Genomic DNA, 22961 nt, shown 5'->3' with positions numbered 1-22961 from the left:
GTTTTTCTTAACTGGAAAAAACATTATCGAAGTGTTAAAAGAGATCTATTTTTACGGTTCTACTTTTCACTTCTGAGGTTAAAAACCTCCAATTGCCGTTAATTAATACAATTATCCAATACTATTATCCATGACAATGAAAACCATTCGCATTGCGACTCGCCAAAGCCCTCTGGCTATGTGGCAAGCTCGATATGTTCAAAAACAACTAAAACATTTTCATCCTGATTTGCAGGTTGAATTAATTCCTATGACCACCCGTGGAGATATAATTCTTGATACCCCTCTCGCCAAGGTTGGTGGCAAAGGGTTATTTGTAAAAGAGCTGGAACTGGCAATGCTTGAAAATCGCGCTGATATTGCCGTTCATTCCATGAAAGATGTCCCAGTCGAATTTCCTGATGGTTTGGGATTGGTCACAATCTGTGAAAGGGAAGATCCACGAGATGCTTTTGTTTCAGTAGAATACGCCTCACTCGATGACCTCCCAATCGGCAGTATCGTCGGCACATCCAGTTTGCGCCGCCAGTGTCAACTACGCCAGCTTCGTCCTGACCTTGTGATCCGCGACTTACGTGGCAATGTTGGCACCCGTTTAAGTAAACTGGACAAGGGTGATTATGATGCAATTATCCTTGCGGCTGCCGGGCTGAAAAGATTAGGGCTGGAAGATCGCATCCGGATGCCACTCGCGCCGGAATTACTGCTTCCGGCTGTCGGGCAAGGTGCCGTTGGTATCGAGTGCCGTCTGGATGACATGCAGACCCGTGAGTTACTTGCACCTTTAAATCATAAAAACACGGAAATTTGTGTCCTCGCTGAACGAGCCATGAATACCCGTCTGGAAGGGGGATGTCAGGTTCCTATTGGTAGTTATGCCATCTGGCAGGGTGATAATATCTGGCTACGAGCGCTTGTTGGCGCACCTGATGGCAGTAACATCATCCGGGGCGAAAGAACTATTTGTAGTGAAAGAACTAGCTGTAGTAAAAGCACCATCAGCAGTGATAAAGCAATATCATCCGAAGAAGCTTGTCAGGCGGGTATTTCACTGGCCGAAGAATTATTGGAGAAAGGTGCCCGCCAGATTCTGGCTGACGTTTATCAGAGAGATCTACCTGCATGAGTATCTTAATCACCCGCCCTGCCCCCGCAGGAGAAGAATTGGTTAATCGGTTAACAGCTGCTGGTAAAACGGCATTCAGTGCGCCACTTATTTCAATTCACCCGGGGGCGGATTTGCCCTTGCTGTCTCATAAACTGCAAAGGCTAACGGCAGGTGATTTTGTTTTTCTGCTATCCAAAAATGCCGTTCATTATGCCTGTGAGCAGCTTGGACAAGATAGCCTGTCATGGTCTGACAGACTATCTTATTATGGTATCGGTAAATCAACTTCCCAGTTTTTTCATCAAAAAACAGGGAAAAACATTCTCTGGCCAGAGCAGGGAGAAACAAGTGAAGATTTACTGCAACTCCCCTCCTTGCAGCAGGTGGAGAATAAAAAAGTTTTATTACTCCGGGGTAATGGTGGCCGTGAAGTGATTGCTTCAACCCTGCGGGCAAGAGGAGCAGAAGTCGACTACTGTGAATGCTATGCACGTCGAGCTGTCAAATATCACTCAGCTGAGTTCAGTCATTACTGGCAGCGATGTGGTATAAAAACCCTCGTTGTTACCAGTGGCGAAATGTTACGACTGTTATATAACTTAGTTATTGAAGGTGATAGCGCTGAAGGTAACGCTAATGATAGTAGTAATAGCAAAGCGTGGTTATTAAATTGCCGACTGATTGTGGTCAGTGAGCGCCTCGCCAGTATCGCCCGTACACTGGGCTGGCAAGTAATAAAAGTAGCCAAGAGTGCAGATAATGACGCCTTAATGCAGGCGCTGGAATAAACCAATATGGGATGTCCATTATGACGGAACAAAAGAAATCCACTAATGCGGTTGAGACACAACACCCTCAGCAGCCTGAAAAGGCTCCTCGCAAATCCAGAAATTATGGATGGGTGGGCAGTGCTATCTCAATTGCCATTGCCTTGGCAGTAGGCGCCGGTGGGCTTTATCTTTATTATCACAATAAACAACAGAACGAGGCATTAAGAACCGCAAACCTCAATCTGCAAACTCAGGTTGCTTCCCTCATACAACAGCAATCTGTCGATAAGCAGGATGCTGATAGCAAAATTGAACAGTTAAAACAGGGCTTGCAGAAAGAAGGGACGAAAAACCAGCAACAAATCCAACAAGTAGACAACCACATGGCAGAACTTCGAGATAGAGTTTCTGCTGTTACGAATTCTGATGTTGAGAACTGGCGTCTGGCACAAGCAAATTTTCTTGTGAAAATGGCCAGCCGCAAGATATGGGGTGATCAGGATATCGCCACCGCCATTGCACTGCTAAAAGATGCTGACAACAGTCTTGCGGATATGAATGACTCCAGCTTAATGCCTGCCCGTTCAGCGATTAAGACAGATATGGATACGCTGTCCAAAATTAAACAAGTCGATCTGGATGGTATCATTCTGAACCTGAATAACTTATCAAATCAGGTAGATAACTTACCGTTGGTTGATAAAGTGGAACAGGGTAAACCCATGGATGAAGACGGTAAAGAGATCAGTGCTTCACTCTCTGACTGGCGTCAGAACCTGAGCAAAAGCTGGCACAGTTTTATGGATAACTTCATCACGATCAGACCACGTGATGGCTCCAAAGAGCCTTTGTTAGCACCAAAGCAGGAAATCTACCTGCGAGAAAATATTCGCTCTAAACTGTTAATTGCAGCCCAGGCGGTTCCCCGCCGACAAATTGATACTTATCGCGACTCACTAGAATCTGTTTCAACCTGGGTGAACGCTTATTTTGATACCTCATTACCAGACACAATTACCTTTCTGGAAGAAGTGAAAGCGCTGGAAAAACAGCCTCTTTCCATTGAAATGCCTGAACAATTAAGCAGCCAGCCCATTCTGGCCGATTTAGTACGTAAGCGTATCTATCAGCCGGCTTCTCAACCTCTGCCGGGAGCCCAGCATCAGCCAAAGTCTGAAAATGCCCCAACTCAGGCGGAAACACCTGTTCAGGAGGGTTGAATATGCTGAAAATATTATTATTGTTTGTCATTCTTATTATCGGTGTTGTTCTCGGCCCTTTCCTGTCCGGGCATCAGGGATACGTTCTTATCCAGACCGACAATTACGATATCACTACCAGCGTGACCGGTTTAGTGATCATGTTCCTTCTGCTGCAATTCCTGCTGATTTTTATCGGCTGGTGCTACCGCAGATTAAAACGCACCAGCACTTTTACCCATAGCTGGATTTTTGGCGGGTATAAGCGTAAGCGCGCCCGTTTACAAACCAGACAAGCATTACTCAAGCTGGCTGAAGGGGACTTCAAACAGGTTGAACATTTAATGACACGTAATGCTGATCATGCTGAAGACCCTGTCGTTAACTACCTGCTTGCTGCAGAAGCGGCGCAGCAACGAGGGGATTATTTCCGCACCAATCAATATATCGAGCGTGCCGCCGAAGTTGCGGATAAAGACCAACTGCCTGTCGATATTACCCGCACACGTATCCAGTTAGCACAAGGGGAAACCCATGCAGCACGTAACAGTGTAGATAAGTTACTGGATACCGCACCGAGACATCCGGAAGTGTTACGGCTGGCTGAACAGGCATATATGCGCTCAGGTGCCTACCAGTCGCTGATTGATATTTTACCTGCGATCAAGAAAGTGGGCCTGCATGACGAAGAGCAAATGTCTCAATTGCATCAGCAAGCGTATATCGGGCTGATGAATCAGGTCATGGCAGAAAAAGGCAATGCCGGATTAAAAGCATGGTGGAAAGATCAACACCGCAAGATCCGCAATGAAACAGCACTACAGGTTGCGATGGCTGAACATCTGATCGAGTGTAATGATCATGAAACTGCACAGCGAATTATTCTCGACGGATTAAAGCAACAATATGATGAGCGTCTGTTACTGCTGCTTCCTCACTTAAAAGCGGGCAATTCCGAGGTCGTGCAAAAATCACTGTCACATTTACTGAAGCAACATGGTGAAACACCTCTGCTTAACAGTACATTGGGACAAGTAGCATTACGTCACGGCGAGTGGGCTAAAGCAGAAACAGCATTTAAAGCAGCCCTTGAGCAGCGTCCTGATGCCCATGATTACGCCTGGCTTGCTGATGCGCTGGATAGGCTGCATAAACGTGAAGAAGCAGCTCAAATACGTACTAAAGGCTTTATGCTGACACTGAAACGAGAAAGTACCTCGGAAGAAGCGTAACCTTTAGAAATTTGTCATGATTAACAATTAAGACAGGGATATCACCGTTAATCATGGCAAAAATACGGATCAAGATGACGAAGAGAAAATAACAGGCAAAAAAAACACCTGTCACAATAAAAGACAGGTGCATAAATACAATCAGGTCTACAGACGGATAGTGCCTCACTCAACGTTATGTCCGGTTCGTGATGAAAAGAAAATTGCTTACTCATCTATAACATGGACCATAGGCACCAGCATCAGCTCTACATCATCCCGAGGTTTATGAAGCTATGCTGTCATAAGGAGTGGGATGAGCATCTACGATTTTACTAATGCATTTTTCATGCCAGATTTTCTCCTCACCCAATTCTGTGCGCATAAATAACTCTATGGCCCAAATCTAAAGTTCACTCGATGAAAAAACAGCATAAGAGACAAAATAAATAAGCTGGCTTTCCACAAAGTACGCCAAATACCGTCTCTCATTTGAGACACCAATTCAGCATCTAAATTACACTCAAATATAATCAAATAGTTACACGTCTCCAATTAGAGACAATAAAGGGTATCGTTTGTCGTTGAAATACAACACTGAGATTAAAACAATTTTAAAAACAAAAAGTTAATAAAATTGCAAACTCATAAAAACAATCTGTTTCAAAAGAATCGAGTATCAGAAAAGTAAAGGAGATTTAGGGAAAGGAAAATATTTTTTATTTTCTTTAAATACAATAAGAAAAGCCCTGCTTAAAGCAGGGCTTTTCTTAAGAATCTGGTCGGCGAGAGAGGATTCGAACCTCCGACCCACTGGTCCCAAACCAGTTGCGCTACCAAGCTGCGCTACTCGCCGAAATATTTTTTAAAGCTAAGATACTCGTTTTCTTTTTTATGGTGCGAAGGGGGGGACTTGAACCCCCACGTCCGTTAGGACACTAACACCTGAAGCTAGCGCGTCTACCAATTCCGCCACCCTCGCAATGTCATAAAAAAGATGGGGTGGCTAACGAGACTCGAACTCGCGACGACTGGAATCACAATCCAGGGCTCTACCAACTGAGCTATAGCCACCATAACATATCTTTTATTACTGCTTACAACGCCGTACCACGATAACCCATTGTCACTGCTCTTGCACGCTTTAAATGGCGCGCCCGACAGGATTCGAACCTGAGACCTCTGCCTCCGGAGGGCAGCGCTCTATCCAGCTGAGCTACGGGCGCTTAACGCCGTTGCGGTGGAGGATAGTACGGATTTAATCTCCAACTGTCCAGTGCTTTTTTTAAAGAAATGGTGCGTTTGATTATGCTTTATTCATTTCGTTGATAAAGGCAGCACTTTCCCACCGCAAATTGTTTTTCAGATGAAAATTTACCCTACATTTTCTACCTGTTTTTGTTCCCGGATAAATTTTATTACCCAATAAATCAGTGACACAATCAGCAGGAAGGCACCACCAACCATGAGTGAAAAACGCGTGTCCGGATTAATCGCCATCCCAATCAATACACAAGACAAGAAAATCAATGTCAGATAATTGATATAAGGGAAAAGTATTGATTTAAACGGGTGCTGTTTCAGGGCTTCCTGATGATGCTGACGGAAACGTAACTGGCTCACCAGAATCACAAACCACGGCACCATTCCCGGCAAGACACTGGCGCTATAGACATACACAAAAACAGACTGTGGATTCGGGATCAAATAATTCAGGCTGGAACCTGCAATCAGACACCCAATAGTGATTGCAACACATCTGACCGGTACCCCATTTTTCGATAGTTTACGCAAGGAAGCCGGCAACTGACGATTTTCAGCCAGCGCATACAACATCCTACCTCCGCTGTACATGCCGCTATTACATCCGGAAAGGGCCGCAGTCAGTACCACAAAGTTAATCACTGCCGCTGCAGAGGCAATGCCCACTTTAGCAAAAGTCATGACGAACGGGCTGCCATGGCTGCCTATCTCAGTCCATGGAAACAGGGTGACAACAATGAAAATCGCCCCGACATAGAAAATCAGAATACGCCACAGAATATTGTTGATTGCTTTTTTCAGGGTAACCTGTGGGTTTTTGGCTTCACCAGCGGTAATACCAACCAACTCGACGCCCTGATAGGATGCAACCACAATACACAATGCAAACAAAAATCCTTTCCAACCACCAGCGAAGAAACCACCATGAGTCGTCAGATTATCAAGACCGATGGCTTGCCAGTCATTACCTAACCCAAAAAATATCAGCCCGATACCCACCAAAATCATCACAATAATCGTGGTGACTTTGATCATTGCAAACCAGAATTCCAGCTCTCCATACAGCCGCACAGCTGCCAGATTAGCCAGTGCCACCAGACCAACCGCCACCAAAGCTGCTACCCATTGTGGTAAATCAGGGAACCAGAACTCAGCATAGACTCCCACAGCGGTAATTTCTGAAATCCCGACAGAAACCCACATGAACCAGTAACCCCAAGCGGTCAGGCATCCCCAGTAGGGGCTGAGGTATTTATGACCAAAAGCAGCAAATGAACCGGTAACAGGCTCAAGAAATAGCATTTCGCCCATTGACCGCATAATGAAAAAGACAAAAAGACCGGCAATAATGTAAGCCAGTAAAACTGAGGGGCCAGCCCATTTCAGGGTACTGGCAGAGCCCATGAACAGCCCGACACCGATTGTGCCACCTAACGCAATCAGCTCAATATGTCGCGCTTCAAGTCCTCTTTGCAGCCCCTGCTCGGGCAGATCTTGTTTCGAATCACTCATAAAACTCCCTATCCATTTTTATGGTGTCTATATTTATTTGCAAACAGAAAAAATACAGGAATTAATAATCAATGGTTGTGAAGATAAGTTGTAAAAAGGCAGGGATCAAAGCACGTTTTGCTTATCAGTGAAATAAAAAATTGTAAAATCGAGTCAACGAAGATAGTTAAATGAAGTGGACTAAGGTAAGGCCGCCCACTGCGCCATACGTAACGTTAAGACAGACACAGTGGGTTAACCGCAATTAAAATATCACCTACAGCTTGCCGCTGTAGTAATAACCCAAAAATCTCAACAGCTTGATTTGCCGGCGGATACGGCTAGGCTGCGACAACAGACGATAAAGCCATTCCAGACCTAAGTTCTGCCAGACTTTCGGCGCACGCTTCACATGCCCAGTGAAAACATCATACGTTCCTCCGACCCCCATATACAGTGAGCCAGAATGCACTTTTCGGCAGTCACGCATAAAAATTTCCTGCCTTGGCGAGCCCATTGCAACCGTAACAATCTTTGCACCACTGGCACGGATACGTTCAAATACGGCGTTGCGCTCATCAGTGGTAAAATAACCATCCTGACTGCCTACGATATTGACGTTCCACTGTTTACGAAGTTTGTTTACTGTCTGCGTCAGAATTTCCGGTTTTCCTCCCACCAAAAAGACCGGAGTACCTTCACGTCCAGCGCGTTCCATCAGGACTTCCCATAAATCCGCGCCTGCAATGCGTGATACCTGCGCATCCGGATATTTACGCCGAATGGCACGCACAATACTGATGCCATCTGCATAAAGATATTCCGCTTCATCCAGCAATGTACTCAATGCCTTATCTTTCTCAGCAGTAAGCACTTTCTCTGCGTTGATAGCCACCAGTGTCCCTGTCTTGACCTGCCCATCCTGGAAAAGATGATCGAGGAAATGGGACATTCCCTGAAATCCCCACAGATCCAGACCACGGATACGATATTTACGAATATCATTCAGCGCCATTTTTGCTCCTTAAATCCACCCGAGCAGGTGTTTCTGATGATTGATGATACAGACATATTGGTGATGACAAACTTCCGAACAAGCCCGGCACTATCGAATAACCAGTACAATAATTTGGCTACTATCAGGCACAGACCAAAAACAGCACCAAAAAATACAACACGAGAAACAAAAGAATCCATACCTTCACGGGCAAGGACTATCATGTTAAAAATCGCGCCAAAGCAGAATGCCTGTAATATAGCTGCTTTATAACGATTTTTTTCCTGTTTCCCGGCTTCATAAATCCAGTCAAACCACTTGATAATCATGCCAACAACAACTGCCCCAAGTGGTATAAAAAACACGCCCCCCATAACAACCAGCGAGCCTATCAACGTCGGGGAAATCGCTAAACCAGAGTGGTTATTCAACACATCCCAGGTAAAATAATTAGCTGTGTTCCAGACCAGATTCGGCCTGTCCGGCCAGACCCAGCTTGGAATAAAAACATAGAAATCCCGGATAATCGGGGCCAATCCCTGAAAGTCAATTTTGCTGTAGTTATCCAACAGCAAAGCCAGATTTTCCCACGGAGAAAAAGTATCACGGGTGAGGTACAGGAATGTATAAAACGCTTCTGCTCCGCTCACATCAAGGCTATAACGCTTCAGGGCCAGCCAGAACATACCGACGATCCCAATAACACCGGCCATAAGCAGCATCCACAATGTAATCCAACCCCGGACAATACCTATGAACAGAAACAGTGCAAACGCAATAATGATATTGGCTCGTGTCCCTCCGACAATCACATAAGTCAGAATGCCGAACCCAACGGTTCCCACTAAGAATAACAGCCAACGCGTTTTGGTCGGTTTCAGAAAAAATACCACCAGCATGGCGGGGATAAAGAAGTAGAAAAAGCGCTTAAGCGCTACCCCGGAAACCTTACTGGAAAAGATCTGGCTGTACGACTGTAGCTTAAATAACAGAAAACCATTTTGCAGGAAGAAAGAGCCGACAGAGAAAATAGCTATGCCCGCCAACAAAAGCCACGCCAGATTAGTCTCCACCCGGTTCATGGTGAACAATGGCTTACGCGGAACAAGACCACTTGTTGCGCTCTCCTTCTCCGATACCCGATACCTGAGACGTACTTTATAACTGACATAATAAATGGCATAGAAACAAGTTGATGCCAATATTGCATACAACAGTGAACTCACCGGTACAACCTGCACATCAAACTGAAAAACCAGTATGCTTGTCAGTGGAAAACCAAAATAAAAAGTCAGCAGATAAAGCAGTGAGAAAAAAATATTAAAATTAAAACGAACGCGCTGAAATTCTTGATACGTCAGTGTCAGAATAAAAATCAACGAGATTGCATAAACAACAAACAACCCACCAAATTGCACCAACGTCATTGCAACTCTCCAGATGCTTCCAGCAGGGCAACTTTCCACCCTTTGACAAAGTTAGGATCAAAAAAAGCGATTGCCTTCTTATCGAGAGACAGCATCTGACGCTGCGCTTCCTGCACCCAATGCTTATTCAGCTCATCACCATCAAACAAAACCGGTATTTGCTGTTCGGCTAGGTCCTGCCAGAATGGATTCTGGCGACTCAGAACAAAAGGGATCCCTTGTTGAATCAGCAGGCAAAGCGTTCCTATTCCCTGCTGACGCTGAAAAATAAAATAGCCCAAATCACATTGACGCAGTAATGATAAATACTCATCAAATGTCATTTTTTCTTTCAGTATTCGGATATTTTCAGCCCGGAATAACGATAATGCGGCCTGTTCTACATTCTGGATATAAGCCTTATTATTATCGGGATAACCCATTGGCAGGATAACCCGGGCTTCTGAACCAAACTGACGATGAATTTTGTGTAGTGCTTCAATATGTCGATTAGATTGATCACCTGAATTCCCCAGTAAAATGGTGATCCCTTCAGGTGAAAATAATTTATCTTTCACTGTCAGCGAAGGCGTCATGCGTGTTGGGAAATAGAGCAGAGAAGCCGGTACTCGTGGATGCGATTTCGCGAAATAGTTAAGATCCCCCCGTGTCGCAAATACTCTCCCTACCCGCTTCTGAGCCAGACGGCGCAACAGATAGAACATACGAAATTTAAGCTGGCAGGAATCCTCGTACAAATCAGCCCCCCACACATGCCACCAGAATTGGTGGCTTTTGATTTTTCCGGCTAATAAAGCCAGCCACAAGCCTGCATTGAACTGCCCATGAAAAAAGAAGCGGTTAGCCCGGTCTTCCTGTGCCATTGCGATGACTGCCTGTGATAATACTGCTTTGTTTTCATAAGTTGTGATAGTTAAAGCAGGATAATTTTCAGCTATCCATAAAGGGTCTTGCCATGAAGCATCTTTAGCCGCCACCATAAAACACGGCTTGGCTGAAGGCTTAGTTTCCTGTGCCAGTACGTCATTAAAAAAACGCAGTAACGTTTGATTGTGATGTGGGATATCCGATCCCAGAACGTGGATTAAGGTTGTCATGCTCGTCTGCAATAAATAATAAATACGCTACAACAAAGGCTAAAATAAACGACATAGGTCGCCATATAAGATTGTGCTGCCCCAAGCGCTCCATTTATCGGGATCAGCCAGTGAGAAAAGCCGGTCAGCAACAGAAACTGGCTGACTTCCGCCAATATATAAAAGCGTAAGGCGGCTTTTGCTATCACCAGATAGCCAAAAACATAGGCACAAACTTTCAGAACATCTCCCACCAGCTGCCACGCGAATAGATCCCGCATTGCAGTAAATTTATCTGAAAACAATAGCCAGATAACAAAGTCACGCAGTAACCAGACGGAAAAACTGGCAACAGCCACTGCGGGTAATACAAACTTCAGCGCCTTTACGATCTCACTGGTGATCTTATTTTTACTTTCCAGTCGAGAAAGAGTCGGTAGCAAATAAACGGTGAAAGAAGCTGTGATAAATTGTAAATAAGCATCGGAAATACTGCTTACACCCTGCCAAATCCCCACTTCTTCCCAGCTATAACGCTCAGCCATTAAGTTTCGCATCATGATGTAAGCGACGGGTAGTGTAATGGAAGTCAGCAAGGCCATCAGCGTAAATTTCCCCAAATGGCTGGCAATGGCGCGGTCCCATGCAGGTTTCAGTGCTGACAATACTATCGTTTTGTGTTGCAGTAGCATCATTCCTGCCGGCAAAACCACCAAAGCAGGAACTAAAGCCAGCCCAGCCAGTGCGCCTTCATAGCCCCCCAGCCAATAACACAGGCCATAAGCAATCACCCCTGTCAGGCTGCCGAGTATAATTGCCAGTGCATTTCCCTGAGCATCGCGGAACCCTTTCAAAATAGCCAGAAAATAGTTGGCATAAGCGATTCCCATTTGAATAAATGCGAGCGCCTGCACAACAGTTTTGTAATGGTTGTGACCAAACAGGCCAATGCTGATAGCTTCACTGAATAACAGGAACACTACCGCCAGCAGGGTAGAAAACCCCAGAATAATTGAGGATGACGTTCCCAGTACAGCCTTGAGCTTTTCCGGCTGAGAGTGGTGCTCCGCTACATATTTGGTCACTCCATTGAAAATCCCGGCGCCAGACAATACTCCCAAGACAGTAATGAGCTGGCGGAAATTTCCCGCCTGCCCCACCCCTGCCGGGCCAAAGGAGACGGCCAGAAGTTTAACGACCAGTAACCCCACACCAATTTTGATTAGTGTGGAGCCAGCCGTCCAGACTGAGGCTTTGGCAAGTGACATATCAGGCAAAAAATTCCTTGATGCGACTGATGACAACCTGTTGTTCTTCATCAGTAATATTGTAAAACATAGGTAAACGCACTAGACGCTCACTTTCACGGGTAGTAAAGCGGTCTTCGCCATGAAAACGGCCACATTTCTCACCAGCCGGGCTGGTATGCAAAGCAACATAATGAAATACCGTCAGGATATCCGCTTCTTTCATAAAGCGATTAAATTCACTGCGTTCTGCCACATCTTTCAGTTTGATATAAAACATGTGGGCATTATGTTCCAGATTTTCTGGCACTACAGGCAGAGTCAGCAGCCCTTTATCAGCCAATGGTTTCAGCGCCTGATAATAGTTATTCCATAGCGCCAGACGACGATGATTAATTTTATCCGCGACTTCCAGTTGTGCCCACAGAAATGCCGCCTGTAAGTCAGAAAGCAGATAGCTGGAACCAATGTCACGCCAGGTATATTTGTCTACCTGCCCCCGGAAAAACTGAGTACGGTTAGTCCCTTTTTCACGGATAACTTCGGCACGGGCAAGCATGGATTGATCATTGATTAGTGTCGCTCCACCTTCGCCTCCGGCTGAGTAATTTTTAGTTTCATGAAAGCTGAAACAACCAATATGACCAATCGTCCCCAGCGCACGCCCTTTATAGGTTGACATCACGCCCTGTGCAGCATCTTCGACGACATACAGATTGTATTTTTCTGCCAATGCCATAATGCTATCCATTTCACAAGCTACCCCCGCATAATGCACTGGTACAATAGCGCGGGTTTTATCCGTGATGGCTGCTTCAATTTTGGTTTCATCAATATTCATCGTGTCCGGGTGAATATCCACGAAAACAATGGTTGCCCCACGCAGAACAAAGGCATTGGAAGTCGAAACAAAGGTGTAGCTCGGCATGATGACTTCATCACCCGGCTGGATATTCAACAGTATTGCCGCCATTTCTAAGGAAGCGGTACAAGAAGGCGTTAACAACACCTTTGTTTTATGCAAAGCATCCGGACAACTAAAGCGTTTCTCCATCCACTCTTCACAACGTTTGGTAAAACCACCATCACCACACAATTTTCCACTGGCCATCGCCTGTTGCATATATTCCAGTTCAGTGCCGACAACCGGGGGTTTGTTAAATGGAATCATTTCGTCCTCTGTATAACCAATATGCAGTGCTTTCGATTGTTGCACCACTACGTGTATAAAGGCGCAAAGCCGTGATGTTGCTGATTTGCGTTGCAATTCTCAGGCATTGTATCTCATGGTTATGGCACCATTGTTGCGCCGCTGACATTAATTTTTTTCCGATCCCCTGCTGCAATTTGCCCGGCATTGCCGCCAGCAAACCTATCCGTGCTTCATGACTTCCTATCTTTCTCATGGTGACAAAACCAGCAGGATTGCCACACTCATCATTAACAAGCAGGCACTCATGGTCAAAGGTGCCCAAAACCGCCTTCTCAACCCATGCAGCATAAAAACGGCCACTATCATTCACCTGATACCAGGGTGTACGAAAGCGACTGGTTGAAAATACGTTGGCAGCCGCCGCTTTCAGTAGTGGAATATCCTGTGGAGTCGCGGTTATTAGCGCCTGACCCCTGTCAGCTTTTTCCGAGCTAATGGATAACCGTAAATCTGCTTCACCTTCCACCAGAGAAAAGCCCAGTGCCGATAATTGATCAATCAGATAAACCTGTTGAGCCGGTACTTTTGCCTGCACTAAAGCGTACTCATCCAACTGCAATGCGGTGATTGGCGCAGTAGCCGGTGAAGAAGCCGTTATGATGTTCAGACGGGCAGTGGACAGGCCAAAAAATTGGCTGTCCCATGCCAGAGGTTCAATATCAGCGTGAATAGACATTGAGTAAATCCAGCAAATATTGACCATAGCCTGTTTTAGTTAACTCTGCCGCAGAAGCTCTGACCTGCTCATCGCTCATCCAGCCATTACGCCATGCGATCTCTTCCAGACAGGCAATTTTGAAGCCCTGCCGTTTTTCGACAGTCTGCACAAACATACTGGCTTCAATCAGGCTGTCGTGGGTACCGGTGTCCAGCCAGGCAAAGCCACGCCCGAGTAATTCAACATTCAGCTCGCCCCGCTCCAGATACATCTGATTGATACTGGTAATTTCCAGCTCTCCGCGAATGGATGGTTTTACCCGCTTAGCGAAATCCACAACGTTGTTGTCATAAAAGTAAAGCCCGGTCACCGCCCAATTGGATTTTGGCTGTGCTGGCTTCTCTTCAATAGAAAGTACGCGATATTGTTCGTCAAACTCCACAACACCGAACCGCTCAGGGTCCATAACCTGATAGCCAAATACGGTAGCGCCATGACTACGGGCCGCCACACTTTGTAGTTTCGGACTGAATGCCTGACCAAAGTAAATATTGTCACCCAGCACCAGACAACAAGGATTATCACCAATAAACTCTTCACCAATCAGGAATGCCTGCGCCAGACCATCCGGCGAAGGCTGTACTGCATAGCTCAGATGAATGCCAAAACGCTCACCATCACCCAGTAAACGTTTAAAGGCAGGTAAGTCTTCCTGAGTGGAAATAATCAGGATATCGCGTATCCCTGCCAGCATTAAGACTGACAACGGATAGTAGATCATTGGCTTGTCATAAATAGGCAATAACTGCTTTGAGACGCCGCGTGTTATCGGGTACAGGCGTGTGCCGGAGCCACCTGCCAGGATAATTCCTTTCATGTCATCCCCCTGATGGGTTTATTTATTTCCGCAATGATCAAACTGTCCATCATGTTCAGACAAGCCAAGACGTTCTCCCGCATAAGAGCCATCCTGCACCCTGCGCCACCAATTTTCGTTTGCCAGATACCACTGCACTGTCTTACGCATACCGGATTCAAACGTTTCCTGTGGTTTCCAACCTAATTCACGCTCAATTTTTGCGGCATCAATGGCATAACGCATATCATGCCCCGGACGATCTGTAACGTAGGTAATCAGCTCTCGGTAATGCGCCACACCGGCTGGTTTTTCCGGCTTAAATTCTTCCAGCAACTCGCAAATAGTCTCGACCACATCAATATTACGGCGCTCGTTATGGCCGCCAATATTATATGTCTCGCCCGGTACAGCCTGAGTCACTACCAGATGCAGTGCCCGTGCGTGATCTTCCACATACAGCCAGTCACGGCTCTGCTCTCCCTTACCGTAAACAGGTAAAGGTTTACCCGCCAGTGCATTCAGGATCACCAGAGGGATCAGCTTTTCCGGAAAATGGTAAGGGCCATAGTTATTAGAGCAGTTCGTGATCACGGTTGGTAAACCATAAGTGCGTCGCCATGCCCTGACCAGATGATCGCTGGATGCTTTGGATGCTGAATAAGGGCTGCTCGGTGCATAAGGTGTCGTTTCTGTGAAAAAGCCCTCTTCACCATGCAGATCACCATAGACCTCATCCGTTGAAATATGGTGAAAACGGAATGTTGCCTGTTTTTCCTGATCTAACTGCTGCCAGAATGCACGAGCCACTTCTAATAGGGTGTAAGTACCAATGATATTGGTTTCAATGAACGCCGCTGGCCCATCAATAGAGCGGTCAACATGGCTTTCCGCCGCCAGATGCATCACCGCATCAGGCTGATATTGCTGAAAAATACGTTCCAAAGCATCACGATGACAGATATCCGCCTGCTCAAACGCATAACGAGGATGATCAGCGACCGGGGTCAGTGACTCAATATTTCCGGCATAAGTCAGGCTATCGACCACAACCACACTGTCTTCAGTGTGATTGATTATGTGGCGAACCACCGCAGAACCAATAAACCCTGCTCCACCAGTAATTAGAATACGTTTCAACGCCAGACTCCTTTGCTATCTACAACCCATTTTTGTTTTATCTGGCTGCCATTGATAGCCTTAAACTGACGATGATCCACCAGCATTAATACTACATCAGCCTCTTCCAGTGCCTGTTGCAGACTGACCAGCTCCACCACACCTTCCAGTGAATGAGGCAGTTCGTGAATATTCGGTTCAACAGCCAGAGTAGGACCAGCGTGCCACTGCGCAATCATTTTAGTGATATGAATGGCCGGACTTTCACGTAAATCATCAATGTTTGATTTAAATGCCAGACCAAAGCAGGCAATCTTAATTTCACTGGCTCGCTTGTCGCTTTCAGCCAGACAATCCGCGACTGCGGCTTTCACCTGATCAACCACCCAAAGTGGTTTGTCGTCGTTTACAAGGCGGGCGGTGCGGATCAGGCGAGACTGAGTAGGATTTTGTGACACAATAAACCACGGATCGACTGCAATGCAGTGCCCCCCAACTCCCGGCCCCGGTTGCAGGATATTGACCCGAGGATGTCGGTTTGCCAGACGGATTAATTCCCAGACATTAATTCCCTGTTCAGCGCAGATAAGCGAGAGTTCATTGGCAAAGGCGATGTTAACATCCCGGAAGCTGTTCTCAGTCAGCTTACACATTTCTGCCGTTCTGGCGTTGGTGACAACACATTCACCTTCAAGGAAAATTTTATATAGATCGCTTGCTCTGGAAGAGGATTTTGGAGTCATTCCTCCCACAACTCGGTCGTTTTTGATTAACTCCACCATGACCTGACCCGGCAATACCCGTTCAGGACAATAAGCGATATCAATATCTGAATTTTCCCCTGCCTGTTGCGGAAAGGAGAGATCCGGTCGGGCTTCTGCCAGCCTCTCGGCCATTTGTTCCGTCGCACCGACAGGCGAGGTTGATTCCAGAATAATCAGATCGCCTTTTTTCAAAACAGGTGCAATGGATTCTGCTGCTGAATGAACATAAGCCATATCAGGCTCATGATCGCCCTTAAAAGGCGTAGGAACCGCAATCAAAAATGCATCCGCTGGCTGAGGCGAAGTTACCGCTCTCAGATAACCACCTTCAACAGCTGTTTTTACAACTTGATCCAAATCAGGCTCAACAATGTGAATCTCTCCACGATTAATCGTCTCCACTGCATGCTGGTTAACATCAACACCAATAACCGTTTTCTGGCAGGAAGCGAATGCTGCCGCAGTAGGTAAACCGATATAACCAAGACCGATCACAGAAATTGTTTCAAAACTCATAATGTCACCTGATTTTTCTTCAATATTTCCAGAATTTTCTGGCAAGCTTTGCCATCCCCGTAAGGATTATGGGCCCGGCTCATCTGTTGATAAGCGGAGTCATCCGTCAACAAACGCGTGACTTCATCAACAATAGTTTGGGTTTTTGTTCCTACCAGCCGCACAGTACCCGCATCAGCCGCTTCCGGTCGCTCTGTAGTATTACGCATGACCAAAACGGGCTTACCGAGTGAGGGAGCTTCTTCCTGAATCCCGCCTGAATCAGTCAGGATCAAATAGGCGTGATCCATCAGATAAACAAAGGGCAGGTAATCCTGTGGGCTGATAAGAATAATATTATCAATACCATGCAAAATACGTTTTACCGGTTCGCATACATTGGGATTCAGGTGTACAGGATACACAACCTGCACATCTGGATGCATTCTGGCGATTTGCGCCAGTGCTTCACAGATTCGCTCAAAACCACCACCAAAATTCTCTCGACGATGACCTGTTACCAAAATCATCTTTTTAGCAGGATCAATAAAAGGGTAAAGCTCAGCAAGCTGTCCCCTTAATCTGTCATCATGCATAATGCGATCACGCACCCAGAGTAAAGCATCAATAACGGTGTTTCCCGTAACGAAAACAGCGTTGTCTGCTATAGATTCCTGTAAGAGGTTACTGCGGGAGTTTTCTGTCGGAGCAAAATGATACGTTGCCAGATGACCTGCAATTTTACGGTTGGCCTCTTCCGGCCATGGAGAGTAAAGATCGCCTGTTCTCAGCCCTGCCTCAACATGTCCTACCGGTATTCTCTGATAAAAAGCCGCCAGGCTGGTCGCCATTGTAGTGGTGGTATCACCATGTACCAGTACTACATCTGGCTTGAACTCATTTAATACCGGCTTTATGGATTCAAGTATCCGGCAGGTAATATCCGTCAGATCCTGCCCTTTCTTCATAATATTGAGATCAAAATCCGGCTTGATCCCAAATAAGTTCAGTACCTGATCCAACATTTCCCTATGCTGTGCGGTCACACAAACTTTTGCCTCAAAATCACTATCCTCGGCTAAAGCGTGTACCAGCGGCGCCATTTTGATGGCTTCCGGGCGAGTACCAAACACAGTTAACACTTTCACAGTGGCTCTCTTATTTTGTTAATCATTGCTGGGTAGTTCCACAAAGGAATATAAAATTATGTGCGTGAACGCCTCGCTAATGCGACTCCAGCACCAATCAACAGACCTACACCTCCCCACAAAACCATCATAAATACACGGCGAGGACTGTCTCTATTAACAGGTTCTTCTGGCGTTCTAAGATAACGGTAGGTCTGAAAAGTGTTCTGCAAAGTAGGGCCGACACTGAGTGTCGATAGCATCGCTATATTTTGATCATAATCGATACTGTAATTAGGGCCTGTAGCCTCCAATGTTTCAAGCTGAGCCTGTAGTAATGGGACTCCCAGCATAAACATTTTGGATTCAGGTAATTCGCCGATGGGAATGTTTGTCTGGTTACGCTGAATACCCTGTTTTTCAGCAACTTTTAATGATTGCTGCAATACGTTCAACTCACGGTTATACATGGCCTTGGCGACGAGTTCCTGCCGTTTGACCAGCGCTTTCATTGACTGAGTCCGTGTTGCCCATGCGCCTTTTATTTCGTCATTCAGATGAGTACTCGCACGTTGGTTAGCAAAAGCAATGTACTCCCGCAAAAGCCGATTAGCATCAGCGGCTGTCTCTGCCGTCAGTTTGATACTTTCATTCTGGGCATTTTTTTCACCGCGACGTGTCACCTGAATATTGTTGATTAATTCTTCCAGTAACACCGCATCAGCTTTGCTTTTACCGTCATGACGCTGTTTGTAATAATTGGAGTGCAGCCAGAATTCACGACGAGTATCATAAGCTTCAGCCTGTATCATGAACTCTTTGTAAGCCCCATCGGGAATGGTCGGCAGTTGAGCTTCCGGTGAAGCATTAATATGCGTATCCAGATTGCGCAAAAATTGCTGTTGTGAGTAATAACTCCCCAGATTATTAGTTGTCGGTAAATCCACAATAGCGGTTGCGCTCCATTTTTGCTGCATCAGATACGATGCAGCCAGAGCAACAGCAGCGAAAATTATTGCCAGTGCGATAATCCATATCTTTCCACGCCACAGAGCACAACATAGCGCACGAATATCCAGTTCATGCTCTGTAACCGTTTGATCCTGATTAGATTTCGTTTCTGAGTTTTCCACTGCGCAAAACCTCTTTGATAAGCCGATGTTTTTTTAGTGATGGCTTGCAACCCGACGCATCCGGCGTTTCCACCGCTTAATAAAACGGGCTACACGCCATGCTCTTTTGATGCAATAACCATACAACATAAATGCAAGCAAAAATAATGCCAACATTACCCATTGAGGAACAAAATCCAGTCGTTCGCCAATAATACCAATCCCCGCTAACAACGCTGCAGCCATCGTGATTAAGACAAAGGCCTGACGGGACGTGAAACCAGCACGCATGATTAAGTGATGAATATGCTGGCGATCTGGTGAAAACGGGCTCATTCCCTTACGTAATCGGCGATACATAATTGCAACCATATCCATCAACGGAATGGCAATGATCCATAAAGCCGTCACAGGATTGATAGAACGATTTCCACCCTGAGTCGCTTCAGTCAGCAACCAGATAATGGTAAAGCCAATTAATGTACTCCCGGCATCTCCCATAAAGACTTTAAAGCGTTTACCCAACAGCCCCAGATTAAGAAAAATATAAGGCAGTATCCCGGCGATAAATGCAAAGCACCAGAATGCTAAAGCTGTATTGCCGCTCTCATACAGCAGGATACCCAAAGCCCCGAAAGAGACACAGGACAGGCCGCCTAACAGGCCATCAATACCATCCATCATATTGAAAGCGTTTATAGCTGCCCAGACCGCAAACAGGGTGACGGCATAGCTAAATGGCCCAAGCGCCATCTCCCATGGCCCAAAAACCTCACCCAGATTTTCTAATCTAAGCCCAGCAAAGTACATCATACTAATGCCAACTAAGGCTTGAATTATCGCCCGGATCTTTACACTAAGATCAAAACGATCATCTAGTGCACCAATAAAAACCAGTATTCCAGCACAAGATAAATATATCCATTTATGGGGGATAAACTCTTTTGTTATCGCAAAGCCAAAACAAATCCCAAAAAAGATAGATATCCCTCCTACCAGGGGGATTACTCCATGATGACATTTACGGGAATTAGGTTTATCTACAAGGCCGATATGTTGTGAGACCTTACGCGACACAAATAAAAATATAAATGAGAATACAAAGATGCATAAAATTTCAGCAGTTATACTGGGAATATTCACAATAACAACTCTCTGCAAAAAGAATGGTAGAGCATATATTATTCATTGACTTTTATATTCCCTTTAAGATCAACTTATTAAATAAGCATCCAGTCAATAAATAAGGTGCCAACAATAAATGTAAGATAACTACACACTGGTAAAACTAGTCGTAGATCGTGATCAATAATTATTCACGGAGCACCTATTTCAGCACTGCTTAGGAACACGTATCTTCTAAAGATAAATAAGCAAAATACATGCCATTTTGTGGTAACTTAAACTCTATCTATAAAAAACGCCACAGAAGAGTGGCGTTTTTTTGAAGAAGTGATCGCTTAATTACTTTTTGTTTATGGACTATTAATTGTTATTTGCAGACTACGAACGTTTCATAAAGTCGAAAAATTCTTCGTTTGTTTTTGTCATAGCCAGTTTATTGATAAGGAATTCCATTGCATCAATTTCACCCATAGGGTGAATAATTTTACGCAATATCCACATCTTCTGTAGCTCATCCTGAGTCGTGAGCAACTCTTCTTTACGCGTACCAGAACGGTTGTAATCAATCGCAGGGAAAACACGTTTTTCTGCAATCTTACGGGACAGGTGCAATTCCATATTACCTGTACCTTTAAATTCTTCGTAAATGACCTCATCCATTTTAGAACCGGTATCAACCAGCGCTGTAGCGATGATGGTCAGGCTACCACCTTCTTCAACATTACGTGCTGCACCAAAGAAACGTTTTGGACGATGCAGAGCATTGGCATCCACACCACCAGTCAGCACTTTACCAGAAGCCGGAACAACGGTGTTATATGCACGGGCAAGGCGGGTTATGGAATCCAACAGGATAATAACGTCTTTTTTATGTTCAACCAGGCGTTTTGCTTTTTCGATGACCATTTCAGCCACTTGAACGTGGCGGGAAGCAGGCTCATCAAAAGTAGAAGCGATAACTTCACCTTTGACCAGGCGCTGCATTTCGGTCACTTCTTCCGGACGCTCATCAATCAGCAATACCATCAATACGCAGTCTGGATAGTTATGTGCAATGTTCGCCGCAATGTTTTGCAGCAACATAGTTTTACCCGCTTTTGGTGGTGCAACAATCAGACCACGCTGACCACGACCGATAGGTGCAGCCAAATCCAGAACCCGGGCTGTCAGGTCTTCTGTAGAACCATTACCACGCTCCATACGCAAACGGTTATTAGCATGAAGTGGAGTGAGGTTTTCAAACAGGATCTTGCTGCGGGCATTTTCTGGCTTATCAAAGTTAACTTCATTAACTTTTAACAGGGCAAAATAACGTTCACCTTCTTTCGGTGGGCGGATTTTACCTGAAATGGTGTCACCGGTACGGAGGTTAAAGCGGCGGATTTGACTAGGAGAAACGTAGATATCATCGGGGCCTGCAAGGTAGGAGCTGTCTGCTGAGCGGAGGAAACCGAATCCATCCTGCAATATCTCCAGCACACCATCTCCGAAAATATCCTCTCCGCTCTTCGCATGCTGTTTGAGGATAGAGAAAATAATGTCTTGCTTGCGCATACGAGCCAGATTTTCCAGCCCCATATTTTCGCCGAGAGTAATTAACTCTGATACCGGCGTATTTTTTAATTCGGTAAGATTCATAATGGTGGGTTCTTTAACTCGGGGTATATCTCGAACTATGAACGTGAATGGTATGGCAGCGTTATCGGTGCCTGTTTATTTGTACCCAAAACAAATACAACCTTTTAACATATAAATTTATATTACAAGGTAATAGTCTGAAGTACTCTAATTGATTTCAAAATAAGGCTAACAAACTGTGAATGCACGGCTGAGATGGTAATAACAAAATGTGATTAAGTTCAGAACTAAAAACTATCTCAGTGAAAAGCTATCTCAGCGTAAGTACCGTTTCAACAAATACTGTTTTAGCAAATATTATCTCAGCAAAAGAGGTTCAGTAAAAGAAGGCTTCAACATAGACGCTGGAACGAAAACATCATTGGGATGTTAGCATAAAGACGTCTTCAGCATCAGGCTATATACTGAATGACTCACTATATATGCTTTTAGATACTATATGCTTTTAGATACTGTACTAAATACGATATGCCATCAGATATTTCAAGGTGTCAGAGATAACAGATTTATCAGACACTACAGATTGTTTAGTATGTAACATGTCCGTTGTCAATTATTCATGCAGATGATGAAAATTTTTCTATGCATGTTCCATATAAGCACGTGGTCGCTAACTTACCATGCTTCGTAGCGGACGTCTAGCTGTCAGTAAGATAAATCACCTTATCCGCTAAACGTCCTTAATTACTGTGAGCAAACTCTAAGTTAGAGGTATGGCTCCAAAAATTCTTTCAGTTGAGTTTTTGACAAAGCTCCCACTTTTACTGCGACTTTCTCACCGTCTTTAAACAGAATCAGTGTCGGGATACCACGGATACCAAATTTTGGTGCGGTTTCGGTGTGATCATCAACATTCAGTTTAGCAACAGTCAGCTTACCTGCATATTCTGCCGCGATTTCATCCAGAATAGGAGCGACCATTTTGCAAGGACCACACCATTCTGCCCAAAAATCAACCAGAACAATACCTTCTGATTGCAGTTTATCTTCATTAAAGTCACTGTCTGCCAGATGAATAACGCCAGCACTCACAATCTTTTCACTCATTAATTGGACTCCAAAGTA

General features: G+C 45.2%; 19 protein-coding genes and 4 tRNA genes. 4 read left to right on the top strand and 19 right to left on the bottom strand.

What is annotated here, in order from left to right; translation table 11 throughout:
- The first annotated feature begins 130 nt into the window (after positions 1–130).
- From hemC to hemY, 4 genes are read left to right on the top strand one after another with little or no spacing between them, the layout of a single operon-like run.
- The gene (gene hemC / locus Xsto_RS03920; protein ID WP_099109319.1) at positions 131–1126 is read left to right on the top strand and encodes a hydroxymethylbilane synthase; all 996 of its coding nucleotides are present in this window, start codon (positions 131–133) and stop codon (positions 1124–1126) included.
- The gene (gene hemD, locus Xsto_RS03915) at positions 1123–1896 is read left to right on the top strand and encodes a uroporphyrinogen-III synthase (RefSeq protein ID WP_099124153.1); all 774 of its coding nucleotides are present in this window, start codon (positions 1123–1125) and stop codon (positions 1894–1896) included. Before hemC ends, hemD begins: the two co-directional genes overlap by 4 nt.
- Before the next feature lie 20 nt (positions 1897–1916).
- Positions 1917–3098 (top strand): uroporphyrinogen-III C-methyltransferase, encoded by a 1182-nt coding sequence (hemX, locus tag Xsto_RS03910; RefSeq protein ID WP_099124152.1) that lies wholly within the window; start codon positions 1917–1919, stop codon positions 3096–3098.
- Between the two features lie 2 nt (positions 3099–3100).
- Positions 3101–4309, top strand: coding sequence for a protoheme IX biogenesis protein HemY (hemY, locus tag Xsto_RS03905; protein ID WP_099109316.1), 1209 nt, complete (start codon positions 3101–3103; stop codon positions 4307–4309).
- A 758-nt stretch (positions 4310–5067) separates the two neighbouring features.
- Here the strand turns inward: hemY and Xsto_RS03900 are convergent.
- The 19 genes from Xsto_RS03900 to trxA all read right to left on the bottom strand — a co-directional run bounded on the left by Xsto_RS03900 (position 5068) and on the right by trxA (position 22928).
- Positions 5068–5144 (bottom strand) — tRNA-Pro (locus Xsto_RS03900).
- A gap of 39 nt (positions 5145–5183) precedes the next feature.
- Positions 5184–5270 (bottom strand) — tRNA-Leu (locus tag Xsto_RS03895).
- A gap of 16 nt (positions 5271–5286) precedes the next feature.
- Positions 5287–5362 (bottom strand) — tRNA-His (locus Xsto_RS03890).
- Between the two features lie 75 nt (positions 5363–5437).
- Positions 5438–5514, bottom strand: a tRNA-Arg gene (locus tag Xsto_RS03885).
- A gap of 148 nt (positions 5515–5662) precedes the next feature.
- Positions 5663–7063 (bottom strand): bifunctional threonine/serine APC transporter ThrP, encoded by a 1401-nt coding sequence (gene thrP / locus Xsto_RS03880; RefSeq protein WP_099124151.1) that lies wholly within the window; start codon positions 7061–7063, stop codon positions 5663–5665.
- Between the two features lie 256 nt (positions 7064–7319).
- Positions 7320–8057 (bottom strand): lipopolysaccharide N-acetylmannosaminouronosyltransferase, encoded by a 738-nt coding sequence (gene wecG / locus Xsto_RS03875; RefSeq protein ID WP_099109314.1) that lies wholly within the window; start codon positions 8055–8057, stop codon positions 7320–7322.
- Positions 8048–9466, bottom strand: coding sequence for an ECA oligosaccharide polymerase (gene wzyE / locus Xsto_RS03870; RefSeq protein WP_099124150.1), 1419 nt, complete (start codon positions 9464–9466; stop codon positions 8048–8050). The genes wecG and wzyE overlap by 10 nt, the downstream gene beginning before the upstream one ends.
- Positions 9463–10563 carry a TDP-N-acetylfucosamine:lipid II N-acetylfucosaminyltransferase gene (locus Xsto_RS03865; RefSeq protein WP_099124149.1) on the bottom strand — a complete coding sequence of 367 codons (1101 nt, stop codon included), beginning with the start codon at positions 10561–10563 and terminating at the stop codon, positions 9463–9465. Before Xsto_RS03865 ends, wzyE begins: the two co-directional genes overlap by 4 nt.
- The gene (wzxE, locus tag Xsto_RS03860) at positions 10560–11810 is read right to left on the bottom strand and encodes a lipid III flippase WzxE (RefSeq protein ID WP_099109311.1); all 1251 of its coding nucleotides are present in this window, start codon (positions 11808–11810) and stop codon (positions 10560–10562) included. The genes Xsto_RS03865 and wzxE overlap by 4 nt, the downstream gene beginning before the upstream one ends.
- 1 nt (position 11811) lies before the next feature.
- A complete protein-coding gene (gene rffA, locus Xsto_RS03855; protein WP_099124148.1) occupies positions 11812–12960 on the bottom strand; it encodes a dTDP-4-amino-4,6-dideoxygalactose transaminase in 1149 nt (382 codons plus the stop codon).
- Positions 12947–13678, bottom strand: a complete 732-nt coding sequence (gene rffC, locus Xsto_RS03850; protein ID WP_099124147.1) for a dTDP-4-amino-4,6-dideoxy-D-galactose acyltransferase — start codon at positions 13676–13678, stop codon at positions 12947–12949. The genes rffA and rffC overlap by 14 nt, the downstream gene beginning before the upstream one ends.
- Positions 13662–14537 carry a glucose-1-phosphate thymidylyltransferase RfbA gene (rfbA, locus tag Xsto_RS03845; RefSeq protein WP_099109308.1) on the bottom strand — a complete coding sequence of 292 codons (876 nt, stop codon included), beginning with the start codon at positions 14535–14537 and terminating at the stop codon, positions 13662–13664. Before rfbA ends, rffC begins: the two co-directional genes overlap by 17 nt.
- A gap of 18 nt (positions 14538–14555) precedes the next feature.
- Positions 14556–15656, bottom strand: coding sequence for a dTDP-glucose 4,6-dehydratase (gene rffG, locus Xsto_RS03840; protein WP_099124146.1), 1101 nt, complete (start codon positions 15654–15656; stop codon positions 14556–14558).
- Entirely contained in the window at positions 15653–16915 is a 1263-nt protein-coding gene (gene wecC, locus Xsto_RS03835; RefSeq protein WP_099124145.1) for a UDP-N-acetyl-D-mannosamine dehydrogenase, read from the bottom strand. The genes rffG and wecC overlap by 4 nt, the downstream gene beginning before the upstream one ends.
- Positions 16912–18042, bottom strand: a complete 1131-nt coding sequence (gene wecB / locus Xsto_RS03830; RefSeq protein ID WP_099109305.1) for a non-hydrolyzing UDP-N-acetylglucosamine 2-epimerase — start codon at positions 18040–18042, stop codon at positions 16912–16914. The genes wecC and wecB overlap by 4 nt, the downstream gene beginning before the upstream one ends.
- 56 nt (positions 18043–18098) lie before the next feature.
- Positions 18099–19154, bottom strand: a complete 1056-nt coding sequence (wzzE, locus tag Xsto_RS03825) for an ECA polysaccharide chain length modulation protein (protein WP_099109304.1) — start codon at positions 19152–19154, stop codon at positions 18099–18101.
- 33 nt (positions 19155–19187) lie between these two features.
- Positions 19188–20276 carry a UDP-N-acetylglucosamine--undecaprenyl-phosphate N-acetylglucosaminephosphotransferase gene (gene wecA / locus Xsto_RS03820; RefSeq protein ID WP_099124144.1) on the bottom strand — a complete coding sequence of 363 codons (1089 nt, stop codon included), beginning with the start codon at positions 20274–20276 and terminating at the stop codon, positions 19188–19190.
- Between the two features lie 360 nt (positions 20277–20636).
- On the bottom strand, positions 20637–21896 hold the full coding sequence (gene rho / locus Xsto_RS03815) for a transcription termination factor Rho (protein WP_010845326.1): 1260 nt from the start codon (positions 21894–21896) through the stop codon (positions 20637–20639).
- 705 nt (positions 21897–22601) lie between these two features.
- Complete coding sequence (trxA, locus tag Xsto_RS03810) at positions 22602–22928, bottom strand: thioredoxin TrxA (RefSeq protein WP_369800383.1); 327 nt, start codon at positions 22926–22928, stop codon at positions 22602–22604.
- Between the last annotated feature and the right edge of the window lie 33 nt (positions 22929–22961).

The sequence above is a fragment of the Xenorhabdus stockiae genome (assembly GCF_002632825.1).
Taxonomy (GTDB): domain Bacteria; phylum Pseudomonadota; class Gammaproteobacteria; order Enterobacterales; family Enterobacteriaceae; genus Xenorhabdus; species Xenorhabdus stockiae.
This window is presented reverse-complemented; position numbering and strand designations above follow the sequence as displayed.

Excerpts from the sequence above, each read along its gene's own strand:
- hemX (WP_099124152.1), top strand. The coding sequence starts at position 1,917 with ATGACGGAACAAAAGAAATCCACTAATGCGGTTGAGACACAACACCCT.
- rffA (WP_099124148.1), bottom strand. The coding sequence starts at position 12,960 with ATGATTCCATTTAACAAACCCCCGGTTGTCGGCACTGAACTGGAATAT.
- wecC (WP_099124145.1), bottom strand. The coding sequence starts at position 16,915 with ATGAGTTTTGAAACAATTTCTGTGATCGGTCTTGGTTATATCGGTTTA.
- wecG (WP_099109314.1), bottom strand. The coding sequence starts at position 8,057 with ATGGCGCTGAATGATATTCGTAAATATCGTATCCGTGGTCTGGATCTG.
- rffC (WP_099124147.1), bottom strand. The coding sequence starts at position 13,678 with ATGTCTATTCACGCTGATATTGAACCTCTGGCATGGGACAGCCAATTT.
- rfbA (WP_099109308.1), bottom strand. The coding sequence starts at position 14,537 with ATGAAAGGAATTATCCTGGCAGGTGGCTCCGGCACACGCCTGTACCCG.
- rho (WP_010845326.1), bottom strand. The coding sequence starts at position 21,896 with ATGAATCTTACCGAATTAAAAAATACGCCGGTATCAGAGTTAATTACT.
- hemC (WP_099109319.1), top strand. The coding sequence starts at position 131 with ATGACAATGAAAACCATTCGCATTGCGACTCGCCAAAGCCCTCTGGCT.
- thrP (WP_099124151.1), bottom strand. The coding sequence starts at position 7,063 with ATGAGTGATTCGAAACAAGATCTGCCCGAGCAGGGGCTGCAAAGAGGA.
- hemY (WP_099109316.1), top strand. The coding sequence starts at position 3,101 with ATGCTGAAAATATTATTATTGTTTGTCATTCTTATTATCGGTGTTGTT.
- wzxE (WP_099109311.1), bottom strand. The coding sequence starts at position 11,810 with ATGTCACTTGCCAAAGCCTCAGTCTGGACGGCTGGCTCCACACTAATC.
- Xsto_RS03865 (WP_099124149.1), bottom strand. The coding sequence starts at position 10,563 with ATGACAACCTTAATCCACGTTCTGGGATCGGATATCCCACATCACAAT.
- hemD (WP_099124153.1), top strand. The coding sequence starts at position 1,123 with ATGAGTATCTTAATCACCCGCCCTGCCCCCGCAGGAGAAGAATTGGTT.
- wzyE (WP_099124150.1), bottom strand. The coding sequence starts at position 9,466 with ATGACGTTGGTGCAATTTGGTGGGTTGTTTGTTGTTTATGCAATCTCG.